Source organism: Empedobacter sp. UBA7494, assembly GCF_002478465.1.
Classification (GTDB): domain Bacteria; phylum Bacteroidota; class Bacteroidia; order Flavobacteriales; family Weeksellaceae; genus Empedobacter; species Empedobacter falsenii_B.
In genome coordinates, this window is record NZ_DLOC01000074.1 from 1 (window position 1) to 18,636 (window position 18,636).

15 protein-coding genes are annotated in these 18,636 nt (G+C 31.2%); 8 read left to right on the forward strand and 7 right to left on the reverse strand.

The features are described from left to right. Positions 1-141: 141 nt before the first annotated feature. The gene (locus B4E95_RS08740) at positions 142-3,606 is read left to right on the forward strand and encodes a DUF6443 domain-containing protein (RefSeq protein ID WP_221855371.1); all 3,465 of its coding nucleotides are present in this window, start codon (positions 142-144) and stop codon (positions 3,604-3,606) included. 2 nt (positions 3,607-3,608) lie between these two features. Next, positions 3,609-4,076, forward strand: coding sequence for a hypothetical protein (locus B4E95_RS08745; RefSeq protein WP_221855368.1), 468 nt, complete (start codon positions 3,609-3,611; stop codon positions 4,074-4,076). A 397-nt stretch (positions 4,077-4,473) separates the two neighbouring features. On the opposite strand, the gene B4E95_RS08750 is transcribed toward B4E95_RS08745, so the two are convergent. After that, positions 4,474-4,752, reverse strand: coding sequence for a helix-turn-helix domain-containing protein (locus B4E95_RS08750; RefSeq protein ID WP_135834087.1), 279 nt, complete (start codon positions 4,750-4,752; stop codon positions 4,474-4,476). A gap of 2,892 nt (positions 4,753-7,644) precedes the next feature. On the opposite strand from B4E95_RS08750, the gene B4E95_RS08755 reads away from it, so the two are divergent. Further along, on the forward strand, positions 7,645-8,427 hold the full coding sequence (locus tag B4E95_RS08755; RefSeq protein ID WP_291052808.1) for an RNA polymerase sigma factor: 783 nt from the start codon (positions 7,645-7,647) through the stop codon (positions 8,425-8,427). A gap of 2 nt (positions 8,428-8,429) precedes the next feature. Beyond that, complete coding sequence (locus tag B4E95_RS08760) at positions 8,430-9,527, forward strand: hypothetical protein (RefSeq protein ID WP_115002130.1); 1,098 nt, start codon at positions 8,430-8,432, stop codon at positions 9,525-9,527. Positions 9,528-10,460: 933 nt separating this feature from the next. Here the strand turns inward: B4E95_RS08760 and B4E95_RS08765 are convergent. Beyond that, positions 10,461-10,787, reverse strand: a complete 327-nt coding sequence (locus B4E95_RS08765; RefSeq protein ID WP_115001771.1) for a hypothetical protein — start codon at positions 10,785-10,787, stop codon at positions 10,461-10,463. Positions 10,788-11,024: 237 nt separating this feature from the next. Between B4E95_RS08765 and B4E95_RS08770 the strand changes: the two genes are divergently transcribed. Beyond that, positions 11,025-13,547, forward strand: a complete 2,523-nt coding sequence (locus B4E95_RS08770; protein WP_291047160.1) for an outer membrane beta-barrel family protein — start codon at positions 11,025-11,027, stop codon at positions 13,545-13,547. Positions 13,548-13,623: 76 nt separating this feature from the next. Here B4E95_RS08770 and mscL read toward each other — a convergent pair whose 3' ends face one another. The 5 genes from mscL to B4E95_RS08795 form a co-directional block, all read right to left on the reverse strand. Further along, positions 13,624-14,007 (reverse strand): large conductance mechanosensitive channel protein MscL, encoded by a 384-nt coding sequence (gene mscL, locus B4E95_RS08775; RefSeq protein WP_038332787.1) that lies wholly within the window; start codon positions 14,005-14,007, stop codon positions 13,624-13,626. 33 nt (positions 14,008-14,040) lie between these two features. Beyond that, positions 14,041-14,934, reverse strand: a complete 894-nt coding sequence (lgt, locus tag B4E95_RS08780; protein ID WP_291047158.1) for a prolipoprotein diacylglyceryl transferase — start codon at positions 14,932-14,934, stop codon at positions 14,041-14,043. Further along, complete coding sequence (yidD, locus tag B4E95_RS08785) at positions 14,934-15,167, reverse strand: membrane protein insertion efficiency factor YidD (protein WP_291047157.1); 234 nt, start codon at positions 15,165-15,167, stop codon at positions 14,934-14,936. The genes lgt and yidD overlap by 1 nt, the downstream gene beginning before the upstream one ends. A 98-nt stretch (positions 15,168-15,265) precedes the next feature. Continuing rightward, a complete protein-coding gene (locus B4E95_RS08790; RefSeq protein WP_291091190.1) occupies positions 15,266-15,757 on the reverse strand; it encodes a thioredoxin family protein in 492 nt (163 codons plus the stop codon). Between the two features lie 73 nt (positions 15,758-15,830). Further along, positions 15,831-16,232: a hypothetical protein gene (locus B4E95_RS08795; RefSeq protein WP_125349651.1), complete on the reverse strand. Its 402-nt coding sequence runs from the start codon at positions 16,230-16,232 to the stop codon at positions 15,831-15,833. A 116-nt stretch (positions 16,233-16,348) separates the two neighbouring features. On the opposite strand from B4E95_RS08795, the gene B4E95_RS08800 reads away from it, so the two are divergent. The 3 genes from B4E95_RS08800 (at position 16,349) to B4E95_RS08810 (ending at position 18,629) form a co-directional block, all read left to right on the forward strand. After that, entirely contained in the window at positions 16,349-17,629 is a 1,281-nt protein-coding gene (locus B4E95_RS08800) for a replication-associated recombination protein A (RefSeq protein ID WP_291091192.1), read from the forward strand. Between the two features lie 213 nt (positions 17,630-17,842). Beyond that, on the forward strand, positions 17,843-18,265 hold the full coding sequence (locus B4E95_RS08805) for a type II 3-dehydroquinate dehydratase (protein ID WP_125349650.1): 423 nt from the start codon (positions 17,843-17,845) through the stop codon (positions 18,263-18,265). A 40-nt stretch (positions 18,266-18,305) separates the two neighbouring features. After that, positions 18,306-18,629 carry a hypothetical protein gene (locus B4E95_RS08810; RefSeq protein WP_291091194.1) on the forward strand — a complete coding sequence of 108 codons (324 nt, stop codon included), beginning with the start codon at positions 18,306-18,308 and terminating at the stop codon, positions 18,627-18,629. Positions 18,630-18,636 lie beyond the last annotated feature (7 nt).

Below are 18,636 nucleotides of genomic sequence, written 5' to 3' on the forward strand. Positions count from 1 at the left end.
ACTTTCGTTAGGATATCCAAACGGACAAACAGAATATTACAACTATGATGCAGCTAACCGTTTGCAATCTATCGTAAATGATAAACAAGAAGTATTAAAAACCTTTGAGTACAACTACAAACAACCTTAAGCTATAGCGAGATGAAACACTTTTATAAAAATTTTATATACGGTACGCTTCTGACTTTAGGAAGTGGTAGTGTATATGCACAAACCTCTACGGAGAATTACATTAAAACAGTCGAATGTTTAAAAGCCGATTGTTCTGAAAAGAAAGAAACTGTTGTTTATTTTGATGGTCTAGGACGTGAAAAACAAGCCTTGCAAGTAGGTGCTTCACCTACAGGTAATACGATTGTAACACCATTTGAATATGATGGTTTTGGGCGTCAAGCCAAAGAATATTTGCCTTTTCCTATTTCTGGAGCAAGTAATCAACTAAATACTGGAGCAACAGGAGATACTTTTTATTTAGAAACGACAGGAGACTATATTCCTTATTCAGAAAAAACATTTGAGAATTCACCTTTAAACCGAGTGTTATTTCAGGCTGCTCCAGGAAGAGACTGGATGAAAGGAGCAGGTCATGAGATAGGATTTCAATATGCAACAAATTCAGATGGAGAAGTTTTTAATTTTGGCGTAGCAGATCCTACTACCAATCCAACTTTAACGTTAAGTAATTCTATAACATATTCAGGAGGAGCTTTATATAAAACGATTACAACAGATGAGAATGGTCAACCTATTGAGGAATTTAAAGACAAAGAAGGGAGAGTTGTTCTGAAAAGAATTCACATCGAATCAAAAACAGTAGCCCCTTTAAATTCGTCTGGTAATCATGATACATATTATGTGTACGATATTTATGGTAATTTAACTTTTGTTCTTCCACCACAATTAATAAATACCGATTATGGAAATATCAATTCTTACAGAAATAATCTTGCCGAATTAGGTTATCAATATTTTTATGATGAAAAGAACAGGTTAGTCGAAAAACAACTTCCTGGAAAAGGACGTGAATTTATGGTGTATGATAACCAAGATCGTTTAACCTTACAACAAGATATCAATCAACGAACGGCAGTTGAAAAAGGATGGACTTTCTTTAAATACGATAAATTTGGACGAATTGTTTATACAGGTTTCTTTAAGAATTCAGCTACACGAGGTTCAATGCAAACCGCGCTGAACAATAAAAGAACCCCTAATAACGAAGAAAGAGTACCATCTGTATTTCCAAATAATGGACAGAATATTTATTATACCAATGCGCAATTTCCTAACGGAAGCTTAACCGTTCAATCTGTTAATTATTACGATCATTATCAAAATTTAGGTGTTACACCTTCATCTATAGATAATCAAAAAGTTGTTGGGGTTGATGACACAAAAACAAAAGGTTTAGCTGTTGCAAGTTATACCAATGTATTAGGTACTGCAACGTGGAACAAAGCGTATACATATTATGATTCGGAATATATTCGCCCTATAGCGTCTCATTTGGATAATTATTTAGGAGGTTATCAAACAACCGCATCTATTTTAGATTTTAGAGGAAAGGTTAAGCATACAGTTACCAAGCACAAACCAACAGATATAGGAGCGGAAATAACAATCAATGAAGGTTTTGAATATTATGAGAATGAATTATTAAAGTATCAAACACACCAAATTAATAATGGTGCAATAGAATACATTGTTCAAAATTCGTACAACGAAATCAATCAGTTGACGAGTAAGAAAGTTGGAAACACGGTTGCTTCTAATCCATTACAAACGGTAGATTATAAGTATAATATTAGAGGTTGGTTAACAGATATAAACGATGTAGAACAAGCTATTAGACCAAAATTATTTTCATTTAATATCAACTACGGTTCTCATTTCAATGGAAATATATCTGGAGTTTCTTGGAAAACCAATGAACAAGATTCATATAAAACTTATCGATTTGATTATGATGGATTAAATAGATTATTAACAGCAGATTTTGCTATAATACAAACTGGCTTTATAGGAGGTTCTACCAATGTTGGTGCTTATAATGAATACGTAAAAGGCTACGATTATAATGGGAATATAAAAGGTTTTATTCGTAATGGAAACTTGTTGAACAATAATCTATTTACAATCGATGATTTAACATACGATTATCAAGCTAATTCGAATAAACTTTTCAATGTTTCGGATAGCCGAACAGAAGATGGTTTTGCTGATAAGAATAAATACAGCGGAACAGTAGTTGATGATCCTAAAAATGATTACAAATATGATCTTAACGGAAATCTTACCAAAGATTTAAACAAAGAAATAACAGCAATTACGTATAATTTCTTAAATTTACCTACGGAAGTTCTTTGGAATGCATCTAAAAAGATTAATTACACGTATGATGCAAGTGGAGTTAAGCTAAGAAAGGTTGTAACAGATGGAGCTACAGTAACCACAACCGATTATTTAGGTGGTTTTCAGTACCAAAATAATGTATTACAGTTTTTCCCAACAGCAGAAGGCTATGTAAATGTAACAGACGGTACAGCATTTAATTATGTTTACAATTACACCGATCATTTGGGTAATGTGAGATTGAGCTATCAGAAAGAATTAAATGGCTCGTTAAAAGTATTGGAGGAAAACAACTATTATCCATTTGGATTAAAACATAGTGGATACAACAATACCAATCTTGCGAATACTAACTATAAGTACAAATACAATGGCAAAGAACTACAAGATGAATTAAACCTAAACTTATATGACTACGGAGCACGTAATTACGACCCTGCTATAGGACGTTGGTTTAACATTGACCCGCTGGCGGAGAAAATGAGACGCCACTCTCCTTACAACTACGCTTTTAACAATCCTGTATTCTTTATTGATCCCGATGGAATGGAAGCAAAAGATTGGATTCTTACTAGAGGAAGAATGTTGTATGACAGTAGGGTTACATCTCAAAGCGATGCTACAGCTTTTTATGGAAAAGGAGCTAAACATTTTTCAAATGGAACTTCATACACAGCTTCAAGTGGGAATAGTGTAAAATTAGGAGAACATGGTTTCTTTCAGTCTAATGGAGAAATTGGACTATTTGGAGATATGGCTGATAGTGCAATTAAACCTGTTGATAAATCTGGGGATGCAGTACAAGCAGGATTAGCAATAACAGGCGTGTTAGTAGCGGATGATGTTACAGGAGTAGGTATTGCGGATGATGCTTTAATTCCTGCTGTAGTTATAGGAGCAGCTAGTGTAGCTTTAACAGAAAAACTTTCATATGAATTAAGCAGAATAAATGATAAGCCAGAAGGACCAAGTGGTGTACAGTATTCGTTAAGAGCAAAAACAGATGGTACATATCCTTGTTTCACTTGTGCATCAGGAACAATGAACCTAAATGCTGGAGATGTTTGGAAATATGGAGAAACGACTAATCCTTCAGGACGCTATTCAGGAAAAGAATTAGGGGCTATAGGTGTTGAGCAAAAGAATGAATTTAGTGGAACACAAAGACAAATAAAAATGATGGAGAAGGCTAAAATTTATGGTTATTATTTTCAAAATGGACAACTTCCTCCAGGAAACAAAATATTTAGATAATTATGGAGTTTGATATAATTTTAGAATCAGATAATAAATCTTATGAGAAAAAAAAATCTATAGATTTTATATCTCAATCTTTAGCAGGGTTTCTCAAAAATAGAAGTTACGGAGAAGATGTAGAAACTTTTCTTATAGGTTTTGTAGCTATAAAGACAAAACCTGGTTATGAGGAATGGTATAAAGAAAGAAAACCAAAGTATATAGATTATAGGTTAACTAAAAGCAGATTAACTGGTCTACCATTAGAAACAATAAAACAATATAGTTATGACATTAAATTTGATTATGAACTATATGATGAATTTGTGAATGGTACAGAAGAAGAAAGTAGTAAACTTTTAGCTAGAAAAATTTTAGATTCATTCTCTCATTTGGATAAATTACCAAAAAAAATAAAAGATTTTGATAAAGATAAATTTAAATCAGATGTAGAGGAATTTTTTAAAAGTAACAATTTACTATCATAAAGAAAAATTCTAAATTACAATAAAGCAAAAGGCAAACTATGGTTTGTCTTTTGTTATTTTATAAAGTTATATTGTTTAACGCAAAAAATAACAGACCAACTAAAATATATTTTTTGATGTATCTTCTTCGATAATCCTTCGACCGTTGTTCGACTGTTGTTCGACAAAACAACCTTTTTCTAGAACCATTGTCGAAGGACACTCGAACAAACCCCGAAGAAATAGGCTATTTTGTTATTATAAAATATAGACGACAAAATAAGAGGTATGCCTTGTTGTGTAAAAAGTTATTAATAATCCTTTACAACAAAAATTATAAAAATATTAGACCATTGGTGAAATTAAATTAATAAAAGTTTGAAGAAACATCTTAGTGCTTTTATTAATGTTGGTTAATTTATTTCTTTAAAGATTTTATTTCAGCTATTATAGATTGTTCTTCTAATTTGTTTAGTTTAACAAATAAATTATTGATATCAATATCAAAATAATTACAAATTTTTACAAGAGTTTCAAGTGTAGGATTACTCTCAGCTCTTTCTATTCTACCTACTTGATTTGCAGATAAATCTATTTTAAGACCTAGTTCAAATTGAGATAACCTCGCTTGTAATCTATTTAATAAGATAATTCTACCAACTTGTATTTTTAAATACTCAATGTTATTTTTAGCCATTAAGTAAAATTTGGAAAGTATTTTAAATTATTTCAACACATATATGTGTTGTATTGATTTTTTTATTATATTTGTTATCAGATAGATAAAAAATTAAAGTAGAAATACTTTTTTCTTGCATTAGAAAACTGCCAATTTTTTGAAACCATAAGAAAATAAGTAAATTTGCTCACGACCTAGGCGTGGGCTCTCTTATTGTGGTTATGGTATGGCAGTACCTCTGATGCTTTAAGATGAGCTCCATGCCTTTTTTGTTTTGGTCGTTTCTTCCATAACAATAGCATTGGACTTCATACAATATACTTGGTTTAATTCCTCTACAAATCAAGTAAAATACTCTCTCTAAAAATATGTGTTTCTTATAATAGAAATGCACAGATGGTTATTCGATTTTAATAGTAGATGTTAGCTATTAGTATTGAGATTTTAGAATTATAATGTGAAGTATTTATGATGTACAAAGTATTAAGTAAAATGTAAAAAGTAGTATGTATTCAGATTAAGGATGAGGTTTTGAGATAAGTTCAGAATGACAACGAGATGAGGTTCTGAACATAATTACGATAATAAGAAAATGATTATTTGTTCATTTTTTATTCATGAGTTATTATTATTTCAAATGAATTCATATGCCCTACGAGGAACCTTGATGAAAAAACATTTGAGATTAAGAATTTGAAATTAAAAGGAGAAGCTCCAGTGGAGCTTAGGTAAAAATTGTTACAAGTTGATTAATAATTATATGTTCATTTTTGTCTTGACACAAAAACGAACAAAAAAAATCAAGACTGCGATTTTCGACGTTCAATTACCATTTTACGCACTAAAAAGATTAAATGATTCGCATACGCTCACTAATCCTTTTTACGCTTATTTCAATGAATTGAAGCTCGTCTGCAAACCGTATGCCAACTCTAAAATTCGTTGTTAAAAGTGGATTTGAGTATTGAAAAGGATAAAAAATGGCATTAAAACTCTCACGTTAAGAAAATGGTTAAATGGAGCGTTAAAAAGATTTTAGCCCGTAGGGTTTGTAAAATCTTTAGTGGAGTGAAGACATTTTTAGTAGAGAGGTTTACGGCCTTGACTTTTTGGTTACTTTTTAGTCAAGTAAAAAGTGACATTAAAGAAAAGGAATACCTAAGCCATGCTATGGCTCCTCCTTTTAATTTCAAATGTTGTTAAAAGTGGATTTGAGTATTGAAAAAGGATGAAAAAAATCCGACGATTTAGAATCGAAATGCAATTCAACTCAAATTATTGGAATAAAAAAGTTGGAGTGTCCGAGTGGAGCGAGTTGCCAACTTTATGGAAATAATTTAGTTTGTTGAATCATTGCGAGACTACTGTCGGCATCTTTTTTTGTTTCGTTTTTTTGGATGAGCAAAAAAATGAAAAGAAAGAACAAATTTGAAATAAAAAACAAAAACCTCTTTCCCAAAAACAAAGTTGGCGCGATGTACAGGAAAAGGAGTGGCTTTTAAAACTAATGTTAAATTAAAAAACTATGTAAAATTATGAGAAAATTTTACTTCAAATTCAGTAGGCAATCTTATGTTATGCTACTGGGACTATTTTGTGCTATACCTTTATATGCACAAATAAAAACCATGACTGACATGGTAAAAGAAATTCGAACCTCATTGGTGGATATACTACTAGTAGGAAGGAGAAATAGTGAACAAAATTATTAAACAATAAAGACTCACATTTTATTCCCCGAAGACAACTTATAAGAGAGTGAATGATCTTCATAAAAGTAGTGTTAATTTTTATTTCATTTATTAATGTAATTTTTAAAACTGTCCAAGGGGAATTTGTGGGTTTATGCCTAGTTTCATAATGACAAAATTCGTTGTCAAAATCGAATTAGAATTTTAATTAGAAAAAACACGTAAAACGTTAAGCGTACAACGTAAAACTTGATAAAAAACATTGTGGTTAGATAAATTAAGTGTTAAAAAGAGTTAAAATCCTGTATCGTTGTATATCGAAAATGACACTTTTCTGTATCGGTTGTGTATCCGCGCTGTATCCATTCTGTATCCATTGTATATGCGTTCCGTATGGTTTGTTCGTGGTTCGTGTATCGGAAGGGATTGTTAAGATGTAGTATGTATTAAGTAAAAAGTACAGATTAGATGTGGGAATTGTAGTATGTAAAAAGTATAATGTAGTAAGTATTTGAGGTTAAGAATGAGGTTCTGAACATAATTACGAGAATAAGAAGATAATTAGTAGTTCATTATTTTATTACGTTCATTTTTACTCATGAGTTATTATTGTTTTTTAATGAATTCATATGCCCTACGGGGAAGTCTTGACACAAAAACGAACCAAAAAAGTCAAGTCTGTGCTTACAAGTCGGTCAATAACGGCTACTCGCTAAATGCTTTAGAACATTCGCATATGAAATGCGAACATAAATCATTTTTAACGCTCTTTACGCCGAATTGACACTTGACTTTTCAGCAATGACGGTTTTGGAATTCGTTCTTGAAAGTGACAACGAATTTGAGTATTGAAAAAAGAGTTAAAATCCGACGATTTAGGATCGAAATGCAATTCAACTCTAAATTATTGGAATAAAAAAGTTGAGGTGTTTGAACGAAGTGAGTTATCAACTTTATGGAAATAATTTATTTAGTTGAACCATTGAGAGACTACTGTCGGCATCTTTTTTTGTTTCGTTTTTTTGGATGCTCAAAAAAATGAAAGTAAAGAAAATATTTAAAATAAAGAAAAAACAAAAAAAACCTTTCCCCAAAAACAAAGTTGGCGCGATGTACTGGAAAAGGAGTGGCTTTTAAAACGAATGTTGAATTTAAAAACAATGTAAAAACGTAGAACGTAATACGTATCACGTAAAACATAAATAAAACCACCTTTATTATGCTAGAAAAAGAATTTGAATTATTAAAAAAAGGTAATTCTGCTGCCTTCGAACGTATTTATGTCAGGTACAATAAACGAATCTTTTGGTTTGGTAAACAAATAATTGAGGATGAGTTTGTAGTAGAATGTTTGGTACAAGATGCTTTTCTGAAATTATGGGAATATCGTGAGAAGATTGAGTCCCTTGATCATATCTTTTTCTTTTTGAGGCTTGTAATGAAGTACAGTTGCTATTTACATTATCGTAAACCGAAGAATAAGTTTTTTGCAACAGTAAACTCGCTAGAGAGTTATGAGAATTATCAAAGTTATTTGGCTGGATATGATCCCGCTGATGTAATAGAAAACCTGAATGAACAAGAAACACAACAGCACTATTTTGATGAAATTATAAAAGTATTACCTCTATTAAGTACTGAAAGAAAACATTTGATAGAACTTTGTTTAAAACATGGATTTAAATATAAAGCGATTGCTAAAGCAATGGGAAGAGGAATAACAGAAACCAGTAACGAAATTAAACATGCTATAGCGGATCTTAAGAAGATTTTAAGTCATCATGATAAGTTAATTATTAAAACCAAAACAGTCTCTACTGAAGAGAAACAAGATAAAATATCCGAAACACAATCGTTGATATTAAAACTTCGATGTAAGCATAAACAATCTTTTGCCAATATCGCTGAAGAATTAGAACTGTCTCAAAAAGAAGTACACAACGAATTTATAGTCGCCTATAAATTCACTCAACAAAACAAAGTTCAATCACTAAACTATTGATGATGGAAAAATCTACTTTAATACTCACTCGAAAAATACAATTAATTATCGATTTACCAACTCAAGAAGAACGTAAAGAAGTTTTGGATACGCTTTATAAATGGCAAAATAGATGTTTTAAAGCCGCTAATTTGATTGTTTCTCATTTGTATGTACAAGAAATGATGAAAGATTTTTTTTACCTCTCTGAAGGAGTTAAATATAAATTAATGGACGAGAAGAAAGATGCAGAGGGTATACTAGAGTGCTCTAGAATGAATACCATTTATCGTGTACTTTCAAATCGTTTTAAAGGAGAAGTTCCAATGAATATTTTATCTTGTTTGAATAATATGTTGTATCAATCTTTTAAAAAAGATTGTGTCAAATATTGGAAAGGTGAAATCTCATTAAAAAATTTTAAACGAGCTATGGCATTTCCTTTTAATAGCAGTAAAATAACTAAATTATGTTATAATGAAGAGAAGAAAAATTTTTGTTTTATCTTATTTAAAATACCATTCAAAACTTATTTAGGAAAAGATTTTACAGGTAATAAAAAACTACTGGAACAAGTGATAAGTGGAGAAATAAAACTTTGCACTTCACAAATAAAGTTAGAAAAAAGTAAAATATTTTGGTTAGTAGCCGTTGAAGTTGAAAAAGAAAACCATCAATTACAATCCGAAATTATTGCAGAAGCTTCCTTGTCGTTGGAATATCCATTGGTTGTAAAAGTAGGTAAATCTCGGCTTACTATTGGTACTAAAGAAGAGTTTCTTTACCGAAGGTTAGCGATACAAGCATCCCGTCAACGAACGCAAGCAGGAGTAGCCTATGCGAAATCGGGAAAAGGAAGAACGAGAAAACTAAAAGCCCTAGATAAAATGAGTCAAGTAGAAAAAAATTATGTGCATCATAGACTACATGTCTATAGTAAAATGTTAATTGATTTTTGTATCAAATATAAAGCAGGAACACTTATTTTATTGGATCAAGAAGAAAAAATCGAGCTAGCTAAAGAAGAAGAATTTGTACTGAGGAATTGGAGTTATTATGAACTGATGACTAAAATAAAATACAAAGCAGAGAAAGCAGGAATTGAGCTTATTATAGCATAAATTATAATTTTTGAGGGTGATTGTACACCCATAAGGTGAGGTTGATTACGAACACTCACTAAATGTAAACAACATATACTAAGAGTGTTTGAGTGTATACTTGAATAGATAAAGGCAACATAGTGGCAGTAGAATGTATATAAAAGATTTTTGTAGTTCAGGTGTTGTGATGCTAGTTTAGTTGTTTTTTATACAAAAAGTCATGGTTAAAATATTTTATACAAATGTTTTGATTTTTACTACAACAAATGATTAAACGGTGATGGTTTGCTGATTTAAGCAAAGCAACAGCAGATACTTTGTGGTTAAGGACTCGCGAAAATTACCGCGAAGCGGGAATCATTAATTAAAAAAACATTATAACTTATTATAGCATACATTAAAAACAAGAAACATTGATTTGATTTTTGTAGATTTGAGAAGCAAGCATCTCCTCTACTTCATTTATCAACCAAATAAATAGTACATACCATAAATATTCTGTAAAAGACTTAGCTGAGTTAGGAGGCTTTTCCTCTGTACGTCACTTTTCTGATGTTTTTTTTTCAAGTGACTTCGTTACGTCCTTATGAATATATAGAACAATTGAAATTCAATTTGAACAAAGACGATTAAAAAGAAAAGATGGAAAAATTATAATAGAAGTTTTAATAATCAAAACTCCCTTGTATAGTAAATTTAGGATTAAGATCAATTGGTGTATAACTATAACAGGATTTATTTAAAAACATGTATAGTTATTTTAGGACGGGTCATTAGGACGGGACAGTAGCAGGATACTCCCAACATCAAGGCAAGATGAAGGCAACATAGTGGCAGTAGAATGTATGTAAAAGGTTTTTGTAACTCAGGTGTTGTGACGATTGCCTAGTTGCTTTGTAAAAAAGATAAACGTATTAAGTTGTGATAATTGTTTAAATAAAAAAGGAGCTATTAATTAGCTCCTTTTTTATTTTGATGTTTTTTGGCGTGCAATTCTTTCAATGTTGCTTTTTGTTCTGGCGTAAAAACATTATTGATTTCATTAAATTCTTTTTGACGAACTTCTTTCATTTTCTTTTTCAATTCCAGTTTTTCGTCTTTGTAGCTATCCTCAATTTGTTTGATTTTAATGACTTGCGCATCTGTCAAGTTCAAATCTTTTTTTAATTGTTGTAATTTCTGCTCTCTCGATCCTTCATTTCTGTCTTGCGCTGAAGCAGTTGTTAAAGTGAAAGCAATTAATCCTAATCCTACATATTTATAAAATGCTGTTCTCATAATTATCAACTTTTTTTGTTTTATTTATTCTTAAGACTTTAAAAAATTAAAAAGGTTTAAAACAATAAATGTTAAAATTTTTCGGTTATGATGAAATCTTTTAAAAGATGTAACATTTGAGATGAATAATCGACCAATATTTTTTAAAATTATTTTTGAAATCGATTAAACCTTTTCCAAAAAGGATTGTCAAACAAGTTGTAAAATTATAAAACTACAAAACGAAAAATTAAACAAATGAGGTTAAGAAGTTTATTTGCTTTGATTTTTATTTGTGTTTGTGCAGGATTGAATGCGCAAGAGCTTTTAAAAATTAAAGGGAAAGTCTTATCAAGTGAAAACAAACCTGTAGAATACACTACAATATCGCTTGAAAGCTCGGAAGATGGAGTTGTGGCAGAAGCGGCAACGGATGCAAAAGGAGAATTTACAGTAGAAGCAAAGGCTGGGCAATATGTTCTTGTGATTGAGCCATTGGGATACGATGTAATAGAAAAACAGATTAATTTAGAATCAGCTTTAGATTTAGGTACTTTTACTGTAAAAACGACGCAAACAGTTTCATTGGGCGCTGCAGTTGTAACAGCGGAAAAGCCTATTTATAAAGTAGAATTGGACAAGAAAGTGTATGATATGGCGAATGATCCAATGTCGCAAGGTCAAACATTGTCGGATGCTTTAGCAAATGTACCATCGGTTTCTGTAGATGCACAAGGAAACGTTTCATTAAGAGGGAATGATAATGTAAAGTTTTTGATTGATGGAAAACCTTCGGGAATGTTAGGTGTTTCTGATGTAGCAGAAGCGTTAAAAAATATTCCAGCCGAAAATGTTGAGCGTATCGAATTGGTGACAAATCCTTCTGCACGTTATGAAGCTTCTGGTTCTGCGGGAATTATTAATATCATCCTTAAAAAGGGAACAAATACAGGTTTTAATGGTTCTGTAACGTTGAATGGAGGTATTCCTAAAATGGTTGGAGGAAACGTCAACTTGAACTACAAAACAAAAAAATATAACATCTATACTACTTTAGGTACACGTTATATGGATAGAGAAGGAGAAGGCAATGCTTTGACAACAAACTATCCGAATGGAATTATTTCTGATTATAGAAAAACAGATACGAACAACAATAGAATTCGTAGAAACTATAATGCACGTTTAGGAGGTGAATATTATTTAGATGATAAAAATACATTAGGAGCTTCTGCAGGATATCGTTACAATAATGGAAATAATATTAATGATGTTAGATACTATTATTATGATGCATTATGGAATCAAACAAATAAAACTGCTCGTATCGAAAATGAAAAAGAGTTAAAAAAAAGTTTTGATGCGGATTTTAACTACAAACACGCTTTTGATACAAAAGGACATGAGTTTACTTTTACAGGACGTTACTCGTACCAAAAAGAAGACGAAAATGGAATTATTCGTAATTTAAATGCAAGTGATGTATTGACAGGAAATGAAAGAACATATAGTTTAGAAACTCAAAATTCTGCAGTTTTTACAGCAGATTATGTTCGTCCAATTGGAGAAAAAGGAAAATTTGAATTAGGTGCTCGTGTTGATTTAAGCGATACAAAAACAAATAGTGGAAATAATACAATTAATACGGACGGAACAGAAACTCCAAATAAAGCTTTCTTAGCTGATATAGATAATCAACAAAATGTATATGCTGGATACGTGCAATATGGAAATGCAATTGGAGAAAAATTCCAATACTTTGCAGGTTTACGTGTAGAAAGTTCTGATATGGAAATTGCAAATCATTCAGAAGGAACTACAATTTCAAAAAAATATACAGATTTATTCCCAACATTAACATTGAATTATAAATTGACAGATAAAAATGAGATGCAATTAAGCTACTCTCGTCGTGTTCGTCGTCCAATGGGATTCATGTTAATGCCATATTTTTCTAGTGTAAATGCATTAGATGTTCGTCGTGGTAATCCAGATCTTAATCCAACATATACTAATTCATTCGAATTATCGTATATCGCAACAGTTGGTAAATTGATGGTGACACCAAGTTTATTTTACCAAAGAACAACTGATGTGATTAATGATTTCCAAACATATAATTATATAGAGTCAGGAAATCCTTTAAAACCATATAATCAAGCATTCGAAACAATGCCAGTTAATGCAGGAAATGAAGACCGTTATGGTTTAGATTTAACTGCTACTTACCGTCCTTTCAAATGGTGGAATTTAATGTTTAATGTCAACTTATTTGGATACAATAGAACAGGTTCTTACTCAGCAACAATTTCAGATTATTTAAATCCAGATACAGGAGTTACAGAGTCGAAAGAATTTACACAAAGTTTCAAAGGAGATGGATTTAGTTCTCGTGGACGTTTATCATCAAACTTTATTTTACCAGCTGATTTAAAATTACAAATCGCAGGTAATTATATGGGAGGAATGAAAACTGCTCAACAAAAAACAGAAGATAACTTATCAATGGATTTATCTTTATCAAAAGATTTATTGAAAAAGAGAGCTTCATTAACATTAAATATTCGTGATGTATTCAATTCTCGTAAAAGAGAGCAAACAACTTTCTACGAAGAATCAGAAAACTATCAAAGTATGCGTTGGATGAAACGCTCTATTAACCTTTCATTTACGTATCGTTTCAAAAATACAAACGAGAAAGAGCAAAGTGGTAAACAACAACGTTCAAATGGAGAAGAAATGGGAGGTGGAGAAGAAATGCAAATGCAATCAGCTTCTTAGTAGTTTGAAAATAATCGAAAAAAAAAGGATCGCAATTGCGATCCTTTTTTGTTTTATTAATTGTTCGAAAAACGAATTATTTGTTTTTCAACAAATCACGAATTTCAGCCAATAATTCTTCTTGTGTTGGTCCAGCAGGAGCAGCTTCTTCAGCAGGAGCTTCTTTTTTCAACTTGTTAATTCCTTTAATCATTACGAATAAAGCAAATGCAACAACAGTAAAAGAAATAGCAGCAGCTAAAAAGCTACCATATTTAATGGCTGTTCCTGGAATTACTAAGGCTGCTAAATTTTCAGCATGAATGGCTTTCAAAGCTGGATTTAAAAGTGCTGGTGTAATGATATCTTCAACTAAAGAAGTAACAATTTTACCAAATGCACCTCCGATAACAACACCGACAGCTAAATCTACTACGTTGCCTTTTACAGCAAACTCTTTAAATTCTTTAAAAAATCCCATAAGTTTAAATTTATTTCTAAGTTTATAATAATTCTAAGGTTGATTGGTATCTAATCTATTTTTAGAAGAGATAAATAAGTATAAACCGATTAACATAAAAGGAATACTTAAGATTTGACCATTGTTTAATCCTATATTCAACATTTGAGCAACTGCTTCTTCTCCTTGATTTTCTTTATAGAACTCAACAACAAATCGTATTAAAAATAATAAAAATAAGAATACGCCTAACAAGGCTCCTAAATATTTTCTCTTATCTGTTTTGTTGTACAAATAAAGCATGATAATTCCTAAGATAACATACCCTATCGCTTCATAAATTTGAGCTGGATGGCGAGGAATTACTTCTCCATATCCCAAACTTTGTTGATGAAATTTTACTGCCCAAGGTAATTCTGATGCTTTTCCTACAATTTCTGAGTTGTAAAAGTTTCCAATTCGAACCGCAGCTCCACCAAAAGGAACAACAACAGCAATACGGTCTAATAACCACAATACATTACGATGCAAATATTTTCTACTAAATAAATAGGAAGTTAAAATGACACCTAATGCTGCTCCGTGACTTGCAAGTCCACTAAATCCTACAAATTCGTAATCTTGTAATAAACCAAAGAAAGCACTTTGTCCTGGTGAATGTTGTACAGGTAAGAAAACTTCGATTGGTCGTTCGATAAACGCTGCTGGATCATAAAAAATATATTCTCCAAGTCTTGCACCTACAATTGCGCCAATAAATGTGTACAAAAACAACGGATCAAGTAATTCTTTTTTCTGATTTTCTTTCTTGAAAATGTTCGACATCAAATACCAGCCTACGACAAAGGCAACTATCCAACATAAACTGTAAATATGTACTTTGAATCCTGCTATTTCAAATAAATAAGGTTTTGGATCCCAATCGATAAACGAAATTAAGTTAATCATTAATTTTTCTTTTTAGGTACAGGGTCGTATCCATGTCCTCCCCAAGGATGACAGCGACCAATTCTTTTTGTTCCGAGCCACAAACCTTTCAGCAAACCATGTTCTTTTAACGCCTCTATCATGTAAGAAGAGCAAGTTGGTTGAAATCTACAATTGCTTCCCAACCAAGGAGAAATTGCTAATTGATAAAATCTTACCAACAGAATAAATGGTGTAACCAAAATTTTGTTCATCTCGCAAAGTTAATCAATAACCGAAATAAAAAAGAATCAATCTAAAAAGTTTATGCTTTTGCAGATTGATTCTCTATACGATACGTGCTTAACGCAGATTATTTTTTAGTATAACTCGCTGGATCTAATGCTTTGTAAGACCAGTTTTGTAAAAATTCTAACACAACTTTCGGATCGTGTCCTTTCACTTCTTTGCTTTCAAGATAAGCCGAATTTTGTGTATGAATTAAATTTCCTTTCTCATCTAAAATCACAAAAACAGGAAACCCAAAACGCTCTGGATGTTTCAATGCAGCTAACGTTTCTTCGTTTTTATTTTTTGGAGAATAATTTACATGAACCACTTCATAATTATTCGCGATATAATCTTTTACTTCTTGATTTTCTTTCGTCAATTTATCAAACATAATACACCAAGCGCACCAATTTCCACCAATTTGCAATAAAACGTGTTTCTTTTCAGCAGAAGCTTTTTGCACCGCATTCGCAATATCTACTTTCGGATTTGCTTCTTCGCTATAAATTTTTGGTTTTTCTGTTTGTTGACCAAATGCAAAACTTAATGACAAAATCATTAAGCTAAAAAACATAGTTAATTTTTTCATTTCAAATTCTAAATATTAAGTCGAATTTACAATAAAAAATTATGCCGAAAACGTTTTTCTACGAATTAATAATCGTGTAATATAAATTTAGTTTTTCTTGAACCGAATTTATTTCATTATTTTTTTCGTTTTGATTAAATTGATTAATCATATTGATAGAGAATTTTGATTCAAATTCTAAACGATCCAATTCAATTTCATAAAAATTAATTTGATGATGAATTTGCGTGAAATAATAATTTACCAATTCAACATACATCAATCTAAGTTCTTGATTAACTCTGATAAATTCGACAAATTCTTGCAATTCGACCAAAAACTCAATCATTTGTTTATTGATTTCTGATTGTTTATCTTTTAGTTCAATCTTTTTCAAATAATCAGTTGATAAAGCAATTTTATCACCCAAAAGTTGGTGCTTTCTTGTTAAAATTAAAGCACATTCTAACGCTTTCTTCATCATTTTAATTTTTATTCTAACACAAAGAAAATAAATCTAAATGCCAAAACATGTCGTCTAAAAAATCATTCATTTTGACAAAACATTCCCTAACTTTGAAATCTAAACAAGATTTTATGAATGCTCCTTTAGCTGAAAGAATGCGTCCAAAAACGCTTGAAGAATACATTAATCAAAAGCATTTGGTGGGCGAAAACGGACCAATAAAAATGATGTTGCAACATGATATGATTGCTTCGATGATTTTTTGGGGACCGCCAGGAACAGGAAAAACGACACTTGCACAATTGATTTCCGAATTAACTGATCGACCTTTTTATACGTTGAGCGCCATAAATTCTGGTGTGAAAGAAGTACGTGAAGTAATTGAAAAAGCAAAGAATCAAAATTTGTTTTCGGGAACAAAAAATCCTATTTTATTTATAGATGAAATTCATCGTTTCAATAAATCACAACAAGATAGTTTGTTGGGAGCGGTAGAAACTGGTTTGGTGACGTTGATTGGAGCAACAACCGAAAATCCAAGTTTCGAAGTTGTGCCAGCTTTGCTTTCACGTGCGCAAGTTTATGTGTTGAAACATCTCGAAAAAGAAGATTTAGTTGATTTAATCGAACGAGCTATAAAAAAAGATACAGTTTTATCTAAATTAAATATTGAATTAGTTGAAAAAAATGCATTATTAAGATATTCGGGCGGTGATGCAAGAAAATTGTTGAATGGTTTGGAATTGGTGATCAATAGTTTTTCTCCAACAGATAAAATCATCATCAACGATGAAATTGTACATGAACGTATTCAGCAAAATTTAGCACGTTACGATAAAACGGGTGAACAGCATTATGATATTATTTCGGCTTTTATCAAATCGATTCGTGGTTCAGATCCGAATGGAGCGGTTTATTGGTTAGCTCGAATGATTGAAGGTGGTGAAGATTTGAAATTTATTGCGCGACGAATGTTGATTTCAGCTTCCGAAGATGTAGGAAATGCAAATCCAACTGCAATGATTTTGGCGAATAATACATTTCAAGCTGTTTCGGTGATTGGTTATCCAGAATCTCGAATATTATTGAGTCAATGTGCGGTTTATTTGGCGAATTCTCCAAAAAGTAATGCGACTTATTTAGCGATTGGTAAAGCGCAACAAGTTGTGAAACAAACAGGGGATTTACCTGTTCCGTTGCATTTACGAAACGCACCAACTAAGTTGATGAAAGATTTGGATTATGGAAAAGAGTATAAATATTCGCACGATTTTCCAGGTAATTTTGCTGAACAAGAATTTCTGCCTGATGAAATTTCTGGAATGACATTTTATGAACCAGGAAATAATAAACGTGAGCAAGTAGATAAACAATCACTTAATCAAAAGTGGAAAGGTAAGTATGGGTACTAAAATTAAAAATCCCAGTTAATCATTTGTTAACTGAGATTTTAAGGTTTGGTTGATTTTTTGGTTTAGATTGGTTTTATATGATAATAGATTGGTAAATGTATACATACAAGGTTTGTGCCAAAACTTAATAAAAAGTAAAAAATTGATTAAAAAATAGAAAGAATTAAACTTTTTCTATTTGAAAAAGAGATTTATATTTATAAAATAAAGAAAATGAAACAAATACAAATTATAAACGGACCTAATTTAAATTTACTTGGGGTTCGCGAACCAGAAATTTATGGAACACAAACTTTTGAAGATTTTTTTGAACATGAATTGAGAAAGCAATTTCCAGAAGTTTCGTTGCATTATTTTCAATCAAATCACGAAGGAGATATTATTGATAAATTGCACGAAATTGGTTTTAAATATGACGGAATTATCTTGAATGCTGGTGCGTATACGCATTATTCGTATGCGATTGCAGATGCGATAAAAGCGATTACGACGAAAGTAATAGAAGTTCATATTTCGGATATTTATGCGCGCGAAGATTTTAGAAAAAATAGTGTAACAGGTGAAAGTTGTCTAAAAATTATTTCAGGAAAAGGTTTGCCAGGTTATGTTGAAGCTGTGAATGATTTTGTGAAATAATTAATAATCATTATCTTAACAAGACTAAAATCTATTACCTATGAAGAAAATTATTTTAGGATTAATCTTTGGATTAACAATTTTTAGCTGTAATGCTAAAGGCGATAAGAATAATGCAGAGGAAAAAGCACAAGCAATGACGGCTTGTGAACAAGCTGCAATAACACCAGGGATATCTGCGGCAAAAAAAGAATTAATTACAAAATATTGTGATTGTTCGACGGATAAAATGTTGGATGAGTTTACATACTCGGAAATGATGCAAATGAAAAATCCATCGCCAGAATTACAAGAACGATTAATGAAAGTGATTGAACCTTGTTTGAATGATTTGAAAACAAAATCTGCTGAATTAGGAGAATAAATAAAAA